This is a genomic window from Stenotrophomonas sp. A3_2, from assembly GCF_036624925.1.
GTDB lineage: Bacteria > Pseudomonadota > Gammaproteobacteria > Xanthomonadales > Xanthomonadaceae > Stenotrophomonas > Stenotrophomonas hibiscicola.
Map to the genome: position 1 here is coordinate 1 of NZ_JAZKVY010000089.1, position 326 is coordinate 326.

At 68.7% G+C, this 326-nt stretch carries 1 pseudogene; it reads left to right on the forward strand.

The window, feature by feature from the left end:
* Nucleotides 1-326, forward strand: a pseudogene (locus R5H29_RS01535) (hypothetical protein); the annotation flags it as partial.

Consider the following 326-nt stretch of genomic DNA (forward strand, 5'->3'; position numbering starts at 1 on the left):
TGGACGAGATTTCCTCCACGCTGGCGCTGGATGTGTCGCCGGCGACTTGGCCGGTGGGGCGCGCCGCGGAGTTTGCCGGCACCTACGATTTTCATGCGCGGAGCCTGCGCGTGGAGGGTGACCTGGCGCAGTCCGACCCGCGGATGGTGACGCTGGGCGAGGAGCTGGAGCTGGCGCAGGCGGCACTGCCCGAGTTCGACCGCCAGAGTTTCCTGGAAGGGCATCTGACGCCGATCTATTTCGGAAGCGCGATCAAGGAGATCGGGGTAGCGGACCTGTTGAACGCGCTGGCCGGGTATGGGCCGCCGCCGCGGGCGCAGAGCGCC